This window comes from Hymenobacter gelipurpurascens (assembly GCF_900187375.1).
GTDB lineage: Bacteria > Bacteroidota > Bacteroidia > Cytophagales > Hymenobacteraceae > Hymenobacter > Hymenobacter gelipurpurascens.
The window spans coordinates 1,447,920-1,465,299 of the sequence record NZ_FYEW01000001.1 but is presented as its reverse complement, the minus strand read 5'-3'; the positions used below and the strand labels follow the sequence as shown (position 1 = coordinate 1,465,299).

At 59.6% G+C, this 17,380-nt stretch carries 14 protein-coding genes; 2 read left to right on the top strand and 12 right to left on the bottom strand.

The features are described from left to right. The first annotated feature begins 232 nt into the window (after nucleotides 1–232). Both CFT68_RS06235 and CFT68_RS06230 read left to right on the top strand, forming a co-directional pair. Nucleotides 233–1,147, top strand: coding sequence for a hypothetical protein (locus CFT68_RS06235; RefSeq protein ID WP_088842526.1), 915 nt, complete (start codon nucleotides 233–235; stop codon nucleotides 1,145–1,147). Between the two features lie 75 nt (nucleotides 1,148–1,222). Continuing rightward, nucleotides 1,223–1,744 carry a hypothetical protein gene (locus tag CFT68_RS06230; RefSeq protein ID WP_088842525.1) on the top strand — a complete coding sequence of 174 codons (522 nt, stop codon included), beginning with the start codon at nucleotides 1,223–1,225 and terminating at the stop codon, nucleotides 1,742–1,744. Nucleotides 1,745–1,948: 204 nt separating this feature from the next. On the opposite strand, the gene CFT68_RS22260 is transcribed toward CFT68_RS06230, so the two are convergent. From CFT68_RS22260 to CFT68_RS06180, 12 genes are all read right to left on the bottom strand, one after another. Beyond that, a complete protein-coding gene (locus CFT68_RS22260) occupies nucleotides 1,949–2,389 on the bottom strand; it encodes a DUF3871 family protein (protein WP_262490707.1) in 441 nt (146 codons plus the stop codon). Further along, complete coding sequence (locus tag CFT68_RS22255; protein ID WP_262490706.1) at nucleotides 2,319–2,963, bottom strand: DUF3871 family protein; 645 nt, start codon at nucleotides 2,961–2,963, stop codon at nucleotides 2,319–2,321. The genes CFT68_RS22260 and CFT68_RS22255 overlap by 71 nt, the downstream gene beginning before the upstream one ends. A 115-nt stretch (nucleotides 2,964–3,078) precedes the next feature. Beyond that, nucleotides 3,079–3,363 (bottom strand): hypothetical protein, encoded by a 285-nt coding sequence (locus CFT68_RS21925; protein WP_212590366.1) that lies wholly within the window; start codon nucleotides 3,361–3,363, stop codon nucleotides 3,079–3,081. Between the two features lie 6 nt (nucleotides 3,364–3,369). After that, nucleotides 3,370–3,720, bottom strand: a complete 351-nt coding sequence (locus CFT68_RS21920) for an AAA family ATPase (RefSeq protein ID WP_212590399.1) — start codon at nucleotides 3,718–3,720, stop codon at nucleotides 3,370–3,372. Between the two features lie 422 nt (nucleotides 3,721–4,142). Beyond that, complete coding sequence (locus CFT68_RS06215) at nucleotides 4,143–6,548, bottom strand: FG-GAP-like repeat-containing protein (protein ID WP_245815290.1); 2,406 nt, start codon at nucleotides 6,546–6,548, stop codon at nucleotides 4,143–4,145. Nucleotides 6,549–7,662: 1,114 nt separating this feature from the next. Continuing rightward, nucleotides 7,663–8,025 (bottom strand): DUF3703 domain-containing protein, encoded by a 363-nt coding sequence (locus CFT68_RS06210; RefSeq protein WP_088842523.1) that lies wholly within the window; start codon nucleotides 8,023–8,025, stop codon nucleotides 7,663–7,665. Nucleotides 8,026–8,028: 3 nt separating this feature from the next. Beyond that, a complete protein-coding gene (locus tag CFT68_RS06205) occupies nucleotides 8,029–10,122 on the bottom strand; it encodes a heavy metal translocating P-type ATPase (protein WP_088842522.1) in 2,094 nt (697 codons plus the stop codon). 55 nt (nucleotides 10,123–10,177) lie between these two features. Beyond that, the gene (locus CFT68_RS06200) at nucleotides 10,178–10,792 is read right to left on the bottom strand and encodes a hypothetical protein (protein ID WP_088842521.1); all 615 of its coding nucleotides are present in this window, start codon (nucleotides 10,790–10,792) and stop codon (nucleotides 10,178–10,180) included. A gap of 82 nt (nucleotides 10,793–10,874) precedes the next feature. Further along, nucleotides 10,875–11,297: a Fur family transcriptional regulator gene (locus CFT68_RS06195; protein ID WP_088842520.1), complete on the bottom strand. Its 423-nt coding sequence runs from the start codon at nucleotides 11,295–11,297 to the stop codon at nucleotides 10,875–10,877. 39 nt (nucleotides 11,298–11,336) lie between these two features. Continuing rightward, complete coding sequence (locus tag CFT68_RS06190) at nucleotides 11,337–11,669, bottom strand: YnfA family protein (protein ID WP_170934711.1); 333 nt, start codon at nucleotides 11,667–11,669, stop codon at nucleotides 11,337–11,339. A gap of 13 nt (nucleotides 11,670–11,682) precedes the next feature. Further along, nucleotides 11,683–12,855 (bottom strand): efflux RND transporter periplasmic adaptor subunit, encoded by a 1,173-nt coding sequence (locus CFT68_RS06185; RefSeq protein WP_088842519.1) that lies wholly within the window; start codon nucleotides 12,853–12,855, stop codon nucleotides 11,683–11,685. 28 nt (nucleotides 12,856–12,883) lie between these two features. After that, nucleotides 12,884–17,287 carry a CusA/CzcA family heavy metal efflux RND transporter gene (locus CFT68_RS06180; RefSeq protein WP_088842518.1) on the bottom strand — a complete coding sequence of 1,468 codons (4,404 nt, stop codon included), beginning with the start codon at nucleotides 17,285–17,287 and terminating at the stop codon, nucleotides 12,884–12,886. Between the last annotated feature and the right edge of the window lie 93 nt (nucleotides 17,288–17,380).

The window sequence follows — 17,380 nt, the reverse complement described above, 5'->3', positions numbered from 1 at the left end:
GGAAATAAGGGTGGCCGCCACAGCAGTTCGTCAACTCCACCCTACGTCCACCTGACCTTTTGCTCCTGTCAGCGAACTGGTAGCGCAAAGGTAGGCTGCGTAGCCCGTCCCTACCCCGGCTTCGTTTGCCGGTCGGTGTCGACCGCAGGGGCATACTACACGGTCCTTTTGGTAGAAGCGGCTGCGCTGCCGATGGGACTTGTTTTTTCCACCCACTCTTCCATTCCACCTCATGGCTGCTGACTACCCCCTCCACGCCCGGGCGCTCGCTCGCCCACATGCCTTCCTCTGCGGCATTGCTGCCCCGCGGCACGTAATAATAGGCTCTGCCCCCAAGACCCGTCTGCTCGCTACCGCGGCTTGGCGCTCGCTGCTTTCTACCCTGCTGCTGGCCGCTGGTGCTCTCCTGATTTCCTGTGACAAGGATAATGATTCAGATGACCCGCTCCCCGAAGAGACCACCACCGTCGTGGTCGTGACCCCGGCGGATATGAAGGGGTGGGTCAAGCACGTGATGGGCACTCCCCCTGCCTCGGCGGACTTAGTCGCCGGCCCGGCGACGCCTCTAGCGGGCACCGGCAGCGTGCGCTACACCACGGCACCCAACCACAACCACAGCTTTTCGTTCGCCCGGGTCCGGAATACGAAGTACGCGGGCACCTTATTATCCGACATCACCAAGCTCACCTACTCCACGTACGTAGAACGGAGAGATACCGTGGTGGACACCCCGTTCCTGGTGCTCCACGTGGACATCAACGGCGATGGCCTGCCCGATGATGTGATCAACTTTGCGCCGTGGTACCAAACCGGGAAGTTTCTCGTGCCGGGTGCCCTGGACCAATGGTCGAGTAAGATCAATACCTGGCAAACCTGGGACGCGTTGCACGGCGGTTGGTGGCTCGTAGACATGACCAGCGACGCGCTCTCGATTCTGAACGACCCCGACCACAAAGGCAAGCTCTTTACGCTCGCTGACTACCTGCGCCTGTACCCCAACGCCACCATCCAAAACCTGCCCAACGGGCTGGGCGGCATTCGCGTGGGATTGGGCGGGCCTACCTTTGCTAACAACTTCATCGGCTACATGGACAACTACACCATTGGCGTGAAGGGCGTGAACACCACCTACGATTTTGAAAATTGACCGGTTACGAGACAAGCCGCGACCGGGGGCACGCTCTGCCCGTCATTCCTCCTTCACGTTTTACCCCCTTCTCCAATGAAAAAGCTGTTGATCGTCCTGCCTATCGTGCTGCTATCCTTAGCGGGGTGCGAAAAAGTTGACCTTACCGAAGGAAGCCCTGCGGAGCTCACCGCGCGCGAAACCACCGCTGACGCCCGCCTGAAAGAGGCCAAGCACACAGTGAGCGTGCAAGGAACATTTGCCACCCTGGCCTCTCCGCTACCCTCGGCTCCAGGAGGAGCCGTCGTGAATGGGACCGGGCAGATGTCCCACCTGGGTAAATCGACCTTTGAGGACTTCCCCATCCTGGATATCAATGCGCTATCGGGTACTGGCACGCGCACCATTACGGCTGCCAACGGCGACCAATTGGTGGGAACCTTGGATATCGTCCTCGTGCCACTAACGGCTACTACGTTCACGGTCCAGGTCAACTTCACCATCACCGGCGGAACCGGCCGATTTACAGGGGCTACGGGCAACATTTATGGAACCGATGTGCTCGACTTCAACAACCCGGCGGGTACGGCGTCCTTCGTTGGGGAAATTACCTACTAGCGGACCAACCGGGGCAGACACCCCGTCGTTTCGGTGAATCAACCAGAGGACAGTACGGAGCGGCCCGTTTGAAAGGACTATCCAACCCACCGCGATGTCATGGGCAAGCGTGTGGTCGCACCCTGCAGCAGGGAAAGCACAGAATCCCGCCCGGCACTCTTCCTGCCGGACGGGATTCCATTTTCCTCCTTGTAGAATCGAAGGTTAGCTCAAGTACCAATTATTACTCGTACCCTCAAGCGCATATTGAACCTGTTGCGTAAAGTCCAGCGCATTGACTGACCGATCAAGGAACTGGTCGATGTAGGTGGACTTGTTGGCCCCCGTGAACAGATTGTAGAGCCGCCACAGGTTGATGTCCCCATTGGGTTCGCGGCAGAAGCTCTGGTCGCGGTAGTAGTCCTTGCAGACATTGGCCAGCTGCTGATCGCCGTAGAGCAGCGCCGGAATCTGTTGCTTGGCGGCAGCGGGCAGGTACTGATACATGCGGCAGCGCCCGATGAGCTGGGCGAACTGCTGCTCCGTAATCGAGTACTCGGTCAGCGTCTGCAGCTGGCGCAGATGCTGGTGGTGGTCATACGCATGCAACAGCTGGTAAATGGCCTTTTGGAGCTGCTCCACGCTGCTCACGCGCAGGTCGTCCATGTAGCCCGTCAGTTCGGACGCAGAGGTTCGTACAGACCCTGTTTTCGAAGCCCACGAACAGCTTGAAGTGTTCCACCGCGCCCTTGCGATTGTAGAGGTTGTCCAGGTTGTAGGCCTTCACCCCGCCGACGATGAGCGTGAGCCGGTTGCCACCGATCTCATCGAACATGGTGGGGATCTCGATGGCGAACATCATGCGCTCGTAATAGAGCGTGCGCTCCCAGTCCTGCAGGTCTTTGGCCGGCTTGTCCTTGGCATCCGGGGTGCGGCCCTTGATGGGGTGCGACACCCGGATCTGCGGGGTGAGGATCTCTTCGCCCCGAAACACGTCGCGCACGGCCTGGGCCGTGACCTGAATGAAGTCGGCCTGGCTGATGAGCGGCTCGTTGTCCTTCACGAAGACGGGGATGATGTGGTCGCGCCGGATCTCGGAGAAGCTCGTCGGGGTGGTGTTGGCCTCGATGAAGGCGCGGGAAGTAGAGGACACAGAAAAGGCCGACTCTTGCGGGTCGGCCTCGGGTAGTACGTGCAGCAGTGTGGGGGCGGCATTAAGCCGAATGAGCGAGGTTTCCATGGGTGTTTGTGGGGTTGGGTTGAAGGTAGAGGTGATCGGCCCCCAGGCTGCTGGGTGCTTGTAGTAGAGACTGCAGGTGTTGTTTCTGCTCTTGGAACTCGGCCCGGAGTGAGGCCTAGTGCTCGGGAGCGGTGTGATAGTAGAGCGTTACCAGCTCATCCAGCGTGCGCACCTGCCGGATGGCCTGGCGTACGCCCTGCTCATCCAGCAGTGTAATAGCCGGACTTCCGGTACCGCACCATTCCAGCAGGGCCTGTCCGGTGCCTTCCCCGAGCCGGAAGGGCTGCTGCTCGGCAAACAGGCGGGTGCGGTCCTTGGTGGCCACCGCATAATGCTTGCTGTCGAGCTCAAAGACGAGGCTGAACTCGTAGTCCAGCCCGTCACGCTGGATGCTCTTCATGCCCAGCTACTCGGGCACCTGCTTGCCGTTCTTCTCCGAGAGAGCATACTCTGTTTTGGAGCGCACCGTGGCGATGATGTGGGCTGGGGAGCGCAGCAGCCGGTCTACGAAGGCGTTATGGCGCGGGGTGACCTTGCTCCAGGCCGTGAACGAGTTGCCCGGCAGGCTGGCGTGGTAGTCGAGCAGGTACTCCCAGCAGTGGGTGATCGAGTCCAGGATGATGACCTGCATGCCCGCCTGCTCACAGATGGCCAGCGCATCCAGGTAGCGCTCCGGGGTAAACGGTGCTGTAAGCGGCAGGACCTGGTAGGCGCCCAGGTCGGCGTAGAGGTGAGCGGAGCCGCGCTCGCTGTCGATGAGGGCGACCTTGCTCTAGTCGCCGGCCGCAAGGCCGTAAGCGAGCAGCAGGGCACTCATGGTCTTGCCGGATCCGCTGCTGCCCTGCAGGAGCAGGTGCATGCGGCACTGCCGGCGACTGGCCGGGTGAAGGGGTGGGTCATAACTCTGCAGCAGTTAAACGTGAACGATTTAAATCGCCGGGCAACACGCCGGGCTGCATGAGGTGGGGGGTGGGTCGGTTGCCGCGAAGCACCGGGGGTGTCTTGTGGTATACCCGGCACTCTCGCGAGCACGTGCAACGGGTGCTTATACGAAGCGGTAAAGCAAAACGCCCCGACCACGAGAGCGGCCAGGGCGATCTGGGTAGCAGTTGAGTTACGTTCCAGTGCCGGTTTTTACAGTTGCGTGTAAAATCGGATGTACTGTATAGGGTTATCCGTTCAGCGGGTTAGCAGGACTTTCAGATTCTGTGACCTGCCAGCAGAGTTCAGGTGAATCAGGTACAGCCCCTCCGCACACGTACTGGCGTCCCATTCCACCTCCTGGAGCTGACCTGCGGGGCTACTACCGGACCGCAGCACCTGCACTAGCGCGCCCCGCAGATCATAGACGCGCAACTCGTAGGCCTGCTCCTCAGCCAAAGAGAACCGTAGTGAGATTCGATCCCGAAACGGATTGGGGCTGGCCTGCAAGGCCATTTCCCCTTGGACTACTTCGCCATATGCCAACTGCGTTTGCGTGGCCATCAGGGCAGTGCCGGCTGTTACCTTAAACTGGCCCTTGCTGGTAGCCGTACCTCCGGGAGCAGTCACTGTGATTTTACCTGTTTTAGCGCCGGGGGGGACCATGGTCAGGATACTGGTCGCATCCTGCACTTTGTAGGCTGCCCGTACGCCATTAAAGGTCACGCCACTGGTACCTTCGAAGTTAACCCCCGTTAAGAGCACACTTGTCCCTACCGGCCCGGAGGAGGGGGCAAAGGAGTTGATAGAGGGAACCGGCACGCTCTTGAGCACGGTGAGGGTAGTATTCTGCGAGGCGGTTAGTGACCCGTCTGTGACCCGCACAGCAAAAGTGTAAGAGGCACCAGCCTGACTGGCGGATGGCGTCCAAGAGAGCGCGCCGGTCGTGGAGTTAATAGAAGCGCCCGCAGGGGCTCCCTGCAGGGAAAACATGAGAGCACTTCCCTCCACATCCGTGGCCGAGGCCGTAAAGGAGTAGAGCACCTGACGAGGGATACTGGCACTGGCGGGAACGCCTGCCAGCACGGGGGCATCATTCACGGCTGTTATAGTGACAGAAACGGTAGCAGGAACCGACGTCAGGATGCCATCGCTAACAGTGAATGTGAAGCTATCCGATCCGTTGTAGTTGGTATTAGGCGTGTAGGTACGGGTAGCCCCCGTGCCACTGAGCGTGCCGTGAACAGGCGGAGTATCGATGCTGTAGGTCAGCGCATTGCCGTCAGCATCAGTACCGCTTAGGGTAATGTCCTTTGCCACATCCTCGGCCGTACTTACATTTTGCGCATTCGCCACGGGTGCATTATTAGGAGGCAGGTTCAGCCGCACGCTCACCGATCCGCTGCCGGTGTTAGCAGTGAGCAAGTCCAGGTCGCCGTCCCCATCCACGTCCCCGACGCAGACTGAGCTAGGATAAGTGCCCACGGGCACGTAGGAGCCTTCCCTGAAGCCGCCGCTGCCGTTGTTCAGCTGTACACTCACCATATTGCTTCCTTCAAATGCGGCGAGCAGGTCTAGGTCGCCATCCCCGTCCACGTCCCCGACCGCAACAGAACGTACATAATTCGCCATAGGCACGTTAGAACCTCCGCTGAAGCCGCCGCTGCCGTCATTTAGCCGCACGCTCACCGTTCTGTTGAAGTAATTGGCGGTTAGGAAGTCTAGGTCCCCGTCCATGTCCACGTCGCCGACCGCAACACTTATGGGACCGCCGCTTATAGGCACGTTAGAACCGCCGCTGAAGCTACCACTGCCGTCATTCAGTCGCACTTTCACTATATCGTATGAGTAATCAGCGGTAAGCAGATCCAGGTCGCCGTCTCCGTCCAAGTCCCTGACTACAATAGAACTAGGATTATTACCCACAGGCACGTCGGAGCCACCACTGAAGCCGCCTACGCCGTCGTTCAGCCGCACACTTACTGATCCGCCGTTGGTATTAGGTGTAAGCAAGTCCAAGTCGCCGTCCCCGTCCACGTCCCCGACCGCAACGGATGCAGGGCTCCTGCCTGTGGGCACGTCGGAGCCGCCGCTGAAGCTGCCTACGCCGTCGTTTAACCGCACACTTACTGTACTGCTACTGTAACTAGGGGCAAGCAGGTCCAGGTCGCCGTCCCCGTCTACATCCCCGACGCAGACTGAAAAACATTCGATTATGGGTAAGTCGGAACCACCACTGAAGCCACCTATACCGCCATTCAGCCGCACGCTTACTGATCCACTGTTGCCATTAGCGGTGAGCAGATCCAAGTCTCCGTCCCCGTCCACGTCACCGACGCGGACTGAATTAGGATTACCGCCCACGGGCACGTTGGAGCCGCCGCCGAAGTTTCCTGATCCTGTGGCGGTTGAAACCGCTACAGGATAGGCATATGCAAACGGTAAACTGAAGCTATTGCTGCTTGGTACGGAAGGCCTAGACACGTGCTCAGTTGTCTTCGCGGGCTCAAGCCACTTTAAAGGAACGCTGATGCCGCTTATGCCTACTTGTGTAGTGCTCGCCTTCTGTGCTTCAGTTTCGAAGCGTAGTAACTCTGCCGATGAAGGTTGCAACAGGCATACTGCCAGCAGTAACAGCAGGAAACGGGTAAAATAATGTTGCATGGCACTAGGGAATAGAGGGTTGTACTTAGGTTGCCCCATCAGGTCTATGCCGAACAGCGCTATCCAGCAGCATAGAAGGGGAGAGGCGGGACGGAATGAGCCACAGTAAGCTCGGCGGAAGGACAAGCCCCTCGTCCAGACGGACGGTTCTAGGCGGCCGCTCAAAGGATCGTAGTAACCTAATTTAATCCATTGTTTGCACTTAACCTACTGAACGCAAGCGCATTATTACGCGCATTGATTGTGGGTTTACGCTACTGCGCCGTAGCAGCATATGAATCCACGACAGTAAAGCTCGATGTGAAAGCTTGAACCCGAAGCGCGTTGCTTGTGCAGCCCCCATTCAAGAGCGAAGGTTAGCTCATGGAGGGGGTGGGTCGGTTGCCTCGAAGCACCGGGGGGTGTCTTGTAGTATACCCGGTACTCTCGCGCACTCGGGACTCACCTATTTTTTTCCATAGTTTTTTCACTGCCCGGTTCTTACACTGCGCAGGGATGTGGCATCTGGCGCGTTACTGGTAGCACTGCAACCAGAGCTCCTCGATTACTGGAGGGTATCGTGCCTGTAGGAGAGGACAGGGTAGGCTGAAGGGAGTTAGCCATATAGTGCGCAAGGCAGGTGGCACCCAACGCTATCTGCTCAAGGGTCAAGATGCGAACGACCACACCGAAACCGCCTGGATGACGGAGATAGCTATCTAGTGATCTTAGGAACCAGGAATCTGTTGTGAGCACGAGAACACCGCTCACCCAGGTAAGAGAGGTAGTACTCATGTGTGCGCACACACTCAAATATTGAACACCTTGAATGTGTGGGCAGTTGTTATTGACCCTTGTCATAGCTCCTTTTCGACAAGGGGTAGCAACCAACACATGTGGTAGAAAACGTGCGCCTCCCTAATCAACGGTGACAACAGGTTATCACGTCGATCAGGGAGGCGCATGTTTTGGCGTTGTCTATTAGGTGTCTAGGAGGGCGAGCTCTTACCCCCGTACCAGCGACGACGAAACCAGAAGGCTACATTCACTAAAGCAATCAGCACAGGCACCTCAATCAAAGGGTTGATGACGCCAGCAAATGACTGTCCGGAGTTCAGAATGCAGCGAAGCGAGTCTAGCCTGCACCATCCAATAAGTGTTGCAAGTCCACTGGAACGGGCATCGGTTGCTCGGCTTTCACGTTGGCGCCCCCGGTATTCCCGGTGGGCACCCTGCCGACCAGCGAACCAAGGAAGCCGAACACGATGCGAGGCAACTGACCCAGTATTTCGCGCAGGTTACGCGTACGCAACCCATGCGCCAGCATCAGCAGGTGCACCTGAGTATGCGAAATGGACCAGCGCTGACCCAGGATATGGGCGCGTTCTAAATGGTGAAACGCACCTGTTAGATCCTGACGAGCATAAGCCTCGTGAGCCTTGCGCAGTTCGGTTTGGAAATGCGGCCGCAGGCGAGCTGGAAGCAGCAATGTGTTCATGGCTTAAAACTTCATGCGTTGAATCCGCCAGGCATTGAGAATCGCGAGCAAGGCTACCCCCACGTCGGCAAACACGGCCTCCCACATAGTGGCTACCCCACCCGCTCCGAGAGCCAGGACGATGGCTTTCACCCCAAACGCGAGCCAGATGTTCTGCCACACCACTGAGTGAGTGGCGCGGGCAATACGGCGAGCCGTAGCAATCTTACTGGGGTGGTCCGTTTGAATCACGACGTCGGCCGTTTCGATGGTGGCGTCCGACCCCAGACCACCCATAGCAATACCGACATCCGCTAAGGCTACTACCGGGGCGTCGTTCACTCCATCCCCCACAAACGCCAGCTTGCGACCGGCAGTGAGATACTCCTGCACGTAGCGGGCTTTGTCCTCCGGCAACAGACCTCCGTGGGCCTCGTCAATGCCGAGTTGCTGGGCTACTCGCTGGGTGATGCTGTCCTTATCGCCGGAGAGCATGACGATCTTCGTGATGCCGTCGGCTCGCAGCTCACGCACCGTCTGCTCAGCGTCCGCTTTGGGTGCATCCGCCACCGTCAGGTAGCCAGCGTACTTCCCATCCACGGCCGCTACCACGATGCTATCTACTACTTGGTCGACTTCGGGTGGGTAGGGCACGCTGAACTTGGTCAGCAGCTTGGTGTTGCCAGCGAGTACCTCCTTACCGTCGACTCGGCCGCGCAGCCCGTGGCCGGCTATTTCCTCCACGTTCTCTACCGTGACGCCTGTCACCGCACTACCCACGTGCTGAACTACCGCTTTGGCAATGGGGTGGGTGGATTTGGTCTCCAGGGCACCTACCAGCGGCAAGAGCTGCGTAGCGTCGAACCCCGTTGCGGGCTGAACTTGCTGCACGGCAAACACGCCCTGGGTAAGCGTTCCGGTCTTGTCCATTACCACGGTGTCAATTTCACGCAGCACGTCCAGGAAGTTGGAGCCCTTGAGCAGGATGCCTGCTCGGGAGGCCGCCCCGATACCGCCGAAGTAGCCCAGGGGGATACTTACCACCAGCGCACAGGGACAGGAGATAACCAGGAAGACGAGCGCCCGGTAGAGCCAGTCCCGAAACACGTAGTCGTCCACGAGGAGGTAGGGCACGGCGATGAGCAGCGCGGCCAGCAGCACGACAATAGGGGTGTAGACTTTCGCAAAGCGCGTGATGAACAGCTGAGTTTTCGCTTTGCGTCCTACGGCGTCCTGCACCATCGCTAGTATCTTCGCCAGCTTGGTGTCCTGGTAGGTGGCCGTGACCAGCACCTGCACCAACGACTCCTGGTTGATCATGCCGGCCAGCACACCTTCGCCGGTTTGCTTGGTTTGAGGAGCTGACTCTCCTGTGAGCGCGGCGGTATTGAAGCTCGCGGGTCCCACCGTCAGCGTTCCGTCCAGGGCCACTTTCTCCCCGGGTTTCACTTCGATGGTATCGCCCAGCTGCACCTGCTTGGGATCCAGCACCATACTCCGCCCACCACGCAACACGGTGACCTCAGTGGCTTGAATCTCTAGCAGGGCTCGGATGCTGCGCTTAGCCCGGTTCACAGCCGCGTCTTGGAACAGCTCGCCCACGGTGTAGAACAGCATCACGGCGACTCCTTCCGGGTACTCACCGATGGAAAAGGCTCCCACCGTAGCCAGACTCATGAGCAGAAACTCATTGAACACGTTGCCCGAAGGGATGCTGAGCACAGCGGCCTTCATGACTTTCCAGCCGACGAGCAGGAAGGCCACTCCGTACCACAGCAGGCGTACGGTGCCGCTGAAGAAGGGTACATCGAAATAGTCCAGGCCGATACCGACCAGCAGCAGCGCCAGGCTCACGCCGGGCCACAGGTAGGGACTAGCTCCCGCCTCCCCATGCGCATGGTCGTGGTCACCATCGGCTGCATGGCTGTGACCGGCATGTGGGTCTGGTGTTGTATCCGCCGCCGGAGCATGGTTATGACCTGGAACGTCGTGGCCCTGGGGCTCCGTCGCCGCGTCGGGGGTGAGCTGGTCACGGGTCAGCGCGCCGACATTATCGAGCTGTACCTGCTTGGCAGTATTCAGCTCCTCGTTGGTTTTATCTAGGGAAGGGTCAAGCATGAGCGAGAGAATGGGTATTGCAAACGGATGAGGAAGGCGTGGGTGGCAAGCAAGCTCACCACTCCACGAAAAAGCTGGCAATGCCGACGAGTACGAGTACCGCGCCCGTTACACGTCGCCCGTGGTGGGTCAGGCCGTCCAGATTGAGACGAGTCAGACTGCGGTGGGCCAGTGCTACCAGCGCGCACATGGCTGTCACGGAGGTCAGCAGGTATAGCGTCATGAGCAGCGCTAAGGCTACCGGGCCGTGCGTACCAGCCGCCAGGAAGAAGGTTTGAATTTCCAGGCAGGGAGCCAGGAACATCGTAGCGGCTAACCCCACCACTACCTGCCGACGCGGGCTACGTCGGCTTATAGGCCGTGGGTTGGGGTGCGCGTGACCTGGTCCAGAGAAAGCGTAGAGCAGCCCAATGCTGATGAGTAGCACAGGTGCTGCCCAGCCGGCAACCTGCTCAAAACGAGCGGACAGACGCCACCCCAGCAGACCCAGTGCTAGGCCGATGCCGACGGTGCTCAGCACGTGTGCCAGACCGGCCACCATTGTGACTCCTACCGCCCGGCGCAACGTCCAGTTCTCCGCCCGCGACACCGCCAGTACGGGAGCCCAATGGTTAGGAATAGCAGCGTGGAGCAGACTGAGCACAAGGGCACCCGTGAGAAGTTCAACCATGGAGTAGAGGTGTCAGAGGTGAGCACCGCCGTTTGAGAAGACAAACCTCGCTCGCTGGGCGATGCAATGCTATTGCATAGTTTCAACTGGTGCTGGAGCAGTTCCCGCACAGACCCTTCATTACCAGACTGGTTTCCTGTACTTGGTACGCTCTCGGCAAGGCAATAGCAGGCACGGCTACTGTCGGCAGGCAGGACGTTTCCCGGCAGCGGGTACAGAAGAAATGTACGTGTAGATCCTGGTGGTACTCCGGAGTGCAGCCGGGCTCACACAGGGCAAACTTGACGGCTCCGCTGCCATCCTCGATGCGGTGCACGAGTCCCTTCTCGGTGAAGGTTTTCAGCGTGCGGTGCACCGTTATGCGATCCGCATGTCCCAGCAGTTGTTCCACGTCGGCCAGACTGAGCGCGGCGGGGTGCCGCTGCAGCACCTCCAGCACGAGCAGGCGCATGGGCGTAGGTGTAATCTGCTTAGCGATGAGCGTGTCTTCGAGCGGATGAACCATAGCGAGAGCGGTTGAGTGGAGCGGATAGGCACCTTGTTATTAGGATCGGGGCCAGAACAGGATGATGCCGATGCCCACGAAGCAGACAATGCCGCCGATGATGTCAAAACGGTCGGGGCGGAAGCCGTCGAAATACCATGCCCACGCAATGGACATAACGATAAAAATGCCGCCGTATACGGCGTAGGTTTTGCCGAAGGAAGTGAGCTGCCAGGTGGCCACCCACCCGTAGAGCAGCAGCAGGATCGCTCCGGCCGCGCCCATCCAGCTGGGTCGGTCTGCCTTGAGCCACTGCCACATGAGGTAACCTCCGCCGATTTCGCAGAGGCCGGCTAAGAAGTATACTAATAGGGGCTTGAGGATCAAAAGCATAAGGCAGGTTGGGTTACTCTTCCTCTTCGGCGTTTTTCATCTTGGCCAGCAACGAGTAGGCTCCCGTCGTGACGAACGTAGTGGTTGCCGGCACGGCTTCGGGCAAGGTGACTTCCGTGAAGTTGTCCTCGCTACGACCCAGCGTGACTGGCACCATCCGGTAGCGACCCGACGCTTCCACGGCGTAGGCGTAGTTTTTGCCCTCAAAGCGTACTAGGGCAGCATCTGGCAGCGTAGGCGCGTTCGTACGGCCGGTTTCAATCGTGGCCCGCACGTAGAGGCCTGGCAGCAGGGAAGGGTCGTTTTCCTGATCGAGATGACCGTGCACGCGCACGGTGCGGTCCTCGCCGATGGCTTTGCCGACCAAGTACACGTGGGCGGTACGTTCCCGGCGGGAGCCGGTAGAGTCACTGGCCAGTGTGAATCGGATCAACTGCCCCTTTTGTACGCGGGCTACGTCGCGCTCGAAGACGGTGAGCTCGACGTGCAAATGCTCTGGGTCCACAATTTCAAACAGCGCATCCGTGGCGGTCACCGCCTGTCCTACCGTCACGTTCACGGCGCGTACAAAGCCGGCTCGGGGAGCCCGTAAGCTGGCGGTGGTGACGATCCGTCCTCCAACGGGTAAGCCTGCCAGCCGCAAACGGGTGGCTTGGGCATTGGTTTGCACCTGCAGAGCATTATAGTCGGCCTGGGCGCGCTGATAGTTCTTCTGGGGGGCAACTTCCTGCTCGTACAGCTCTTTCTGCCGCGCCAGCTCCGTGCGGGCGTATTCCAACCGGGCGCGGGTTTCCAGGTAATCTTGCTGTAGCGTCACGAACTCCGGATTACGGATGGTGGCCAGCACCTCCCCCTTGCGTACGCGGGTGCCTTGCAGCAACTCCGTATTCTCCACGAAGCCCCCAAGTGGGGCGGTAATGGAGACGGCGCTTTCCGGGGGCACGTCCAGCGTACCCGTTACGGCAAGCCCTGCTCCCATGGGCCGGGCAGCAATGCGGCCGGTCTGAATACCTGCCGCTTGCTGCTCGGCAGGTGAAAGAGTAACCATATCGGAAGGTTCCTCTGCTTCCTCACCCTCCGCTGCCGCGGCTGTCTCGGTGGCTTCGGCCGTTTCTTTCTCGTTGTTCTTGGTGCAGCTGGCCATAGTCAGGCTCACAAGCAGCACCAGGTAGGCAATCTTATGCATGGGTTCGGGGTCAAGAAGTGGAGTACTCTTACTGGGCGGTAGCGCCGAGCAGGTAGTCCAGGTCGATAACAGTTTGATTGTGCTGCAGCACAGCGTCCAGGTAGGCGGTGCGCACGCTCAGGGCTCGCTCCAGATTAAGCAGCAGCTCGGAGTAGGTCGTTTCGCCGGCCTTGTAGGCGCGCTGGCTGAGCCGGACGATGACGGCAGCTTGCGGTAATCCGGTCTGCTCATAAAACTGCACTCGCTGCCGTTGCTCCTGCAGGCGAAGGTTTAACTCGTCCAACTGACTGGCTACTTCCGCCTGGTAGCGCTGGTAGGAGGCCGTGGCGACCTGCTCCTGCAGCTGAGCGGCCTGCACCCGCGCCTTTTGAGGGCCACGCAGCAAGGGAATCGCGACTCCGGCCTCCACGCTCTGGAAACGGTCTTTTACCCCATAGGTGGTGGCACTTCCATCCACTTCGTAAGTACCACGAAGCGACTGGTTGGTGTAGCCCACCGTGACGTGAGGAAGGCCTTGCGCTTGCTCTACCTTCGTTTCCGCCCGACGCTCAGCGATCTGCTGCTGCAGTACCCGCGCCTGGGGGGTGAGAGCCATCAGGGTCGTGTCCGTCGAGACAAGGGGAGTGGGTAGCAGACGCAAGGTACTGTCGGCGATGGCCACGGGCTGTGACGTTTGCAGCAGAGCCTGCAGCTGACGCTGGGCAATAGCATAATCCGCTCGGGACTGGGTAAGCAGGTTCTGCGTTTCGCCTTGCTGAATCAAGGCGTTGGCAGGCTCCAGGCGGGCGGCTTCGCCGGTTTTGAAGCGGAGTTGCGCGGAGCGTAGAAACTCTCGGTAGATGCTGTCCTGCCCGCGTAGGGTGCGCAGACGATGACGGGCGTATACCGCCTGCTCATAGCTGCGTCGTACCTGCCGGCGCACCTCTGCCTGCACCTGGGCGAGCTGCTGCTCCCGGCCACTAATCTGCGCTTGATTCAGCCCCGCCTGGGCTTTGTAGTACCCCGGCAGGGCCACCGTCTGGCCGATGCTCAGCACGTTGTCTGACAGGGGAGAGTTAACTTGTCCGTAGGTACCCAGCACGGTGGTACGCCCCACGTCAAAGGAAGTGCGTCGCAAGGCTTGCTGCGCCTGTAGAGAGCGTTGCGCTACCTGCACCGTGCCGTTGGCCTGCAACGCTTGTCCTACCGCTTGGGTGGAGGTAAGCGGCCCCTGCGCGTAAGCTGGTGTGCTCCCTACCATTGCGCTCAGTCCTAACCCCAGGAGCAGTACCGAAACGGGCAAGGGACGGGAGGTTACGGGCTCCTTAATGGGTGTTGCTTTGCGTTCAGACCAGGCGTAGAGCACCGGCAGCACAAGCAAGGTCAGTAGTGTCGCCGTGACCAGACCGCCAATCACGACGGTAGCCAGAGGACGCTGCACTTCCGCTCCGGCCGAGGTGGACAGCGCCATGGGTAGAAAGCCCAGTGAGGCGACGGTAGCCGTCATGAGCACGGGTCTCAGGCGAACCTGCGTGCCTTCCAAAATGCGCTGATACAGGTCCGTGCGGCCTTCCTCCTTGAGCTGGTTGAAGTAGCCAATGAGTACGATGCCGTTGAGTACTGCTACTCCGAAAAGGGCAATGAACCCGACTCCGGCCGAGATACTGAAAGGCATACCCCGCAACCACAGCGCCAGCACCCCACCAATAGCCGAAAGAGGAATGGCCGTGAAAATCATCACCGACTGCTTAAACGATTGGAAGGTGAAGAACAGCAGCACGAAGATGAGCAGCAGAGCCACGGGCACCGCAATGCTCAGGCGCTCGGTAGCCTGGCGTAGGTTCTCGAACTGCCCGCCGTAGGTGGTGTAGTAGCCGGGAGCCAGCTGGAGTTGAGTATCGACTTTACCTTGCAGCTCCGTCACCACACTCTCTACGTCGCGGCCGCGCACGTTGAAGGCCACCGTGATCCGGCGTTTGGCATCGTCGCGCTGAATCTGGTTGGGTCCTTCCCGCAGATCCACCGACGCTACCTGCTCCAGCGGAATCTGCTCGCCGGCCGGCGTGGCTATCAGCAGCTGGCGTACGTTGCCGATGTTCTGGCGCAGTTCCGGGGCCAGGCGCAGCACCACGTCGAAGCGTCGCTCCTGCTCGAAGAGTTGCCCGGCGGTCTGGCCGGCAAAGGCGGTTTGGACGGTGCGGTTTACATCGTCCGCGTTGAGGCCGAAGCGAGCCAGCCGGTTGCGATCCAGCTTGACCACGATCTGGGGTAGGCCCGTGACCTGCTCCACGTACACATCCTCCGCCCCTTCGACCTGGCGTACTAGGCGGGCCGCCCGCTCGGCGTAGGAAGCGAGTTGTTGCAGATCCTCGCCATAGATTTTGAGTACCACGTCCTGCTTGGCCCCACTGATGAGCTCGTTGAAGCGCATCTGGATGGGTTGCTGGAAGCCGAAGGTAACCCCCGGAATGACGCTTAGGGCTTCTGCCATTTTCTCGGCCAGTTTTTCCTGTGTTTTAGCCGAGGTCCACTTGCGCTGATCCTTTTCTAAAATCACCATGATGTCGGCCGCTTCCACTCCCATTGGGTCCGTAGGGATTTCAGCCGAACCGATTTTGGTGACCACCTCCTTTACCTCAGGAAACTGCTTCTGTAGGATGGCGGCTGCCTGCTGGCTTTTTTCCACCGTGTAGCTCAGCGACGAACCGGCCAGGGTGCGGGTTTCCACCGCAAAGTCACCTTCCGCAAGTTGGGGAATGAACTCCCCGCCCAGGGTGCGAAACAGCAGGAGCGCGCCACCAAACAGGACCAGTGCCGCCGTAAGCACTATCGCCTTTCGGCGTAGCGCCCATTCGAGCACCGGGCGGTAGCGCGCTTCAAGCCAGCTCATCATCCGATCCGATATGTTGCGCTTTGGCTCAGTCGAGCGGCTTAGGGCGAGCGCCGACATCATGGGCACGTAGGTGAGCGAGAGAAGGAAGGCACCCAGAATAGCAAAGGCAACAGTCTCCGCCATAGGACGGAACATCTTCCCCTCGATACCGGCCAGCGCCAGCAGGGGCAGGTACACAATCAGGATAATGATTTCCCCGAACGCGGCCGAAGAGCGGATTTTGCTGGCGGCGTGGTAGGTTTCCTCGTTCATCTGCGCACTGGTAAGCCGGTTTCCCGGCACCTGGAGCTGCCCCCCGTGCAAGCGGTGGACGATGGCCTCGACGATAATCACGGCTCCGTCTACGACGAGGCCGAAGTCAATCGCTCCCAGTGAGAGTAGGTTGCCGGACACCCCAAACAGGCGCATCAGGCTGATAGCGAAGAGCATGGCCAGCGGTATCACGGACGCCACGACAAGACCCGCTCGCCAGTTACCGAGGAAGAGGATCAGCACAAACAGAACAATCAGTGCCCCCTCGATCAGGTTGGTCTGTACGGTGCTGATGGCGCGGCCCACTAGGTCGGAGCGGTCCAGGTACACGTCGATGGTCACCCCTTCCGGCAAGGACTTGCGCACGGTTGCCATGCGCGCTTTCACGTCCTTAATGACGTCGTTGGCATTAGCCCCTTTGAGCATTAGCACGAGGCCACCGGTCACCTCTCCCTCTGCGTTACGGGTCATGGCTCCATAGCGCACGGCAGATCCCAGGCGTACGTCGGCTACGTCGCGCACCAGCACGGGCATACCCCCTTGGGTTGTACGCACGACGATGTTGCCCAAGTCGGCAGTGTTCTCCGCCAACCCTTCGGTGCGGATATAGTAGGCCGTAGGCTTTTGGTCGAGGTAGGCACCGCCCGCGTTCTGGTTGTTGCGCGACACAGCTTGGAAGACTTGCTCGGTGGTTACCCCCAGTGAGCGTAGCCGCGTAGGATCCAGCCGGATTTCAAACTGTTTGAGCTCCCCGCCGAAGCTGGCCACGTCGGCCACACCGGGTGTACCCAGTAGTTGCCGACGCACAATCCAGTCCTGAATCGTACGCAGTTCACGGGCGTCGTACTTCTTCTCATAGCCGGGTTTAGTGCGTACCACGTACTGGTAGATTTCACCCAAGCCAGTACTGACCGGGGCCATTTCGGGCCGACCGATGCTGGCAGGAATCTGGCTTTCAGCTTCCCGCAGGCGCTCTCCCACCTGCTGGCGCGCCCAGTAGATGTCAATCTTGTCCTCAAAGACGATAGTGACCACCGAGAGACCAAATCGGGAGAAGGAACGCACTTCCTCGCGGCCCGGAATGGTGGCCAGGCTTTGCTCCACGGGGAAAGAGACCAGGCGCTCGATGTCGCTGGCTGCCAGGGAGGGGGCCACCGTGTAAACGACGACCTGGTTGGTGGTGATGTCGGGTACCGCGTCAATCGGTAGCCGGCTTAGCGAGTAGCTGCCCCAGGCAATCAGCGCCAGGGTGAGCAACCCGATAATAAGCTTGTTGTGAATGGAAAAATGAATCAGCCGGTCGAACATCCGTCGCTGGGGTTAGGTCTAACGCTTCCGTGAGCCCTGCGTGGCCGGCGGTTCCGGCAACACAGGCGGAAACAGCACGGTAAGTACTTCTAC

What these genes read in the sequence shown, in the direction of transcription:
- CFT68_RS06235 (WP_088842526.1), top strand. Translation starts at nt 233, where the DNA reads ATGGCTGCTGACTACCCCCTCCACGCCCGGGCGCTCGCTCGCCCACAT.
- CFT68_RS06230 (WP_088842525.1), top strand. Translation starts at nt 1,223, where the DNA reads ATGAAAAAGCTGTTGATCGTCCTGCCTATCGTGCTGCTATCCTTAGCG.
- CFT68_RS22260 (WP_262490707.1), bottom strand. Translation starts at nt 2,389, where the DNA reads ATGGACGACCTGCGCGTGAGCAGCGTGGAGCAGCTCCAAAAGGCCATT.
- CFT68_RS22255 (WP_262490706.1), bottom strand. Translation starts at nt 2,963, where the DNA reads ATGGAAACCTCGCTCATTCGGCTTAATGCCGCCCCCACACTGCTGCAC.
- CFT68_RS21925 (WP_212590366.1), bottom strand. Translation starts at nt 3,363, where the DNA reads ATGAAGAGCATCCAGCGTGACGGGCTGGACTACGAGTTCAGCCTCGTC.
- CFT68_RS06215 (WP_245815290.1), bottom strand. Translation starts at nt 6,548, where the DNA reads ATGCAACATTATTTTACCCGTTTCCTGCTGTTACTGCTGGCAGTATGC.
- CFT68_RS06210 (WP_088842523.1), bottom strand. Translation starts at nt 8,025, where the DNA reads ATGAACACATTGCTGCTTCCAGCTCGCCTGCGGCCGCATTTCCAAACC.
- CFT68_RS06205 (WP_088842522.1), bottom strand. Translation starts at nt 10,122, where the DNA reads ATGCTTGACCCTTCCCTAGATAAAACCAACGAGGAGCTGAATACTGCC.
- CFT68_RS06200 (WP_088842521.1), bottom strand. Translation starts at nt 10,792, where the DNA reads ATGGTTGAACTTCTCACGGGTGCCCTTGTGCTCAGTCTGCTCCACGCT.
- CFT68_RS06195 (WP_088842520.1), bottom strand. Translation starts at nt 11,297, where the DNA reads ATGGTTCATCCGCTCGAAGACACGCTCATCGCTAAGCAGATTACACCT.
- CFT68_RS06190 (WP_170934711.1), bottom strand. Translation starts at nt 11,669, where the DNA reads ATGCTTTTGATCCTCAAGCCCCTATTAGTATACTTCTTAGCCGGCCTC.
- CFT68_RS06185 (WP_088842519.1), bottom strand. Translation starts at nt 12,855, where the DNA reads ATGCATAAGATTGCCTACCTGGTGCTGCTTGTGAGCCTGACTATGGCC.
- CFT68_RS06180 (WP_088842518.1), bottom strand. Translation starts at nt 17,287, where the DNA reads ATGTTCGACCGGCTGATTCATTTTTCCATTCACAACAAGCTTATTATC.